Origin of the sequence: Micromonospora sp. NPDC023814, assembly GCF_040639595.1 — a bacterium.
In the GTDB taxonomy this organism is placed as follows: Bacteria; Actinomycetota; Actinomycetes; order Mycobacteriales; family Micromonosporaceae; genus Micromonospora.
Genome location: NZ_JBFAAF010000242.1, coordinates 1 through 1,380, shown reverse-complemented (window position 1 = coordinate 1,380; position 1,380 = coordinate 1). Strand labels below are relative to the sequence as shown.

Below are 1,380 nucleotides of genomic sequence, written 5' to 3'. Positions count from 1 at the left end.
ACGCTCGGCTGGGATACCCCAGCCGAGCGCCTCGCTAAGCTCCTAGCCGTCACCGACTAGCCAACGCGTTGCAACGACCCCTTGAAACCGCCCGCCTCCGGTAGAGGAAGGGGCCCTTCCTAACACCGGTAACCTCGGGAGCATGTCTTCCATGCCGGCCAGGCTGGCCGAGATCGTCGACGAGTTCGCCGCCGCGCCCCGCGACGTGGTGCTGGAGATGCTGCTGGAGTACGCCGACGTCGTCCCGCCGCTGCCCGCCGGCGCCACCGACCGGGAGGGCATGGAGCAGGTGCCGGAGTGCCAGACGGCGTTCTTCCTGCGCGCCCGGGTGACGCCGGAGAAGACGGTGGAGACCCTCTTCGACTGCCCGCCCGAGGCGCCCACCACGCGGGCGTTCGCCGGCATCCTCGCCGAGGGGCTGGCCGGGGCGAGCCCGGACGAGGTGCTCGCCGTCCCCGACGACCTCTACCAGCGGATGGGGCTGGCGCAGGCGATCAGCCCGCTGCGGGTGCGCGGCGGCACGGCGATCCTGGCCCGGCTGAAGCGGCAGGTCCGGGAACAGATCGGCTGACCAGGGGGTTGTCAACCGGCATGGAGATCGAGATCTACGCCGACGTGGTCTGCCCCTGGTGCTACATCGGCAAGCGTCGGCTGGAGCAGGCCGTGGAGTCGTACGACGGCGAGGTGACCGTCCGCTACCGGCCGTACCAGCTCGACCCGTCGCCGGTGCCCGAGCCGCGCCCGCTGGTCGAGGCGATGGCCGCCAAGTTCGGCGGGCAGGACCGCGCCCGGCAGATGTTCGGACACGTCACCGAGGTGGCCGCGGGCGCCGGACTGAAGCTCGACTTCGACCGCGCGGTCGCGGCGAACACCTTCGACGCGCACCGGCTGGTCTCCTGGGCCACCGACCGTGGCCGTGCCGCCGAGACGGTCGACGCGCTCTACCGCGCCCACTTCACCGACGGGGTCGACGTCGGCTCCCGGGACGCGCTCGCCGCGCTCGCGGGCGAGGTCGGCCTGGACGCGGCGGAGGCGCGCCGCTTCCTCGACTCCGACGAGCGGGTGGCCGACGTCTCCGCCGAGCTGGCCGCCGCCCGCCAGATCGGGGTGACCAGCGTGCCGACCTTCGTCCTGGCCGGCAAGTACGCGGTCACCGGCGCCCAGGAACCGGAGACGCTGCTCGCCGCGCTGGCCGAGGTGGAGCGCCGCGAGTCCGCCGGCTGAACCGACCCGCCCGACCGGATGCCGATGTTTCACGTGCAACGGTATCGACGTCGGTCAGCGGCTAGGTGTACTGCCCAGGGACGTTGGTCGAGATTGTGTGACGACACGATCTGATGTCGTAGGCAGGTGAAGGCCTCCGGTTGTGGAGTGGAGCTG

General features: G+C 71.7%; 2 protein-coding genes. Both read left to right on the top strand.

Features of this window, described 5'->3' with window-relative positions; all coding sequences use genetic code 11:
* The first annotated feature begins 142 nt into the window (after positions 1-142).
* Positions 143-571, top strand: coding sequence for a SufE family protein (locus tag AB0G14_RS35750; protein WP_357705247.1), 429 nt, complete (start codon positions 143-145; stop codon positions 569-571).
* 20 nt (positions 572-591) lie between these two features.
* A complete protein-coding gene (locus AB0G14_RS35745; protein WP_357705245.1) occupies positions 592-1,224 on the top strand; it encodes a DsbA family oxidoreductase in 633 nt (210 codons plus the stop codon).
* Positions 1,225-1,380 lie beyond the last annotated feature (156 nt).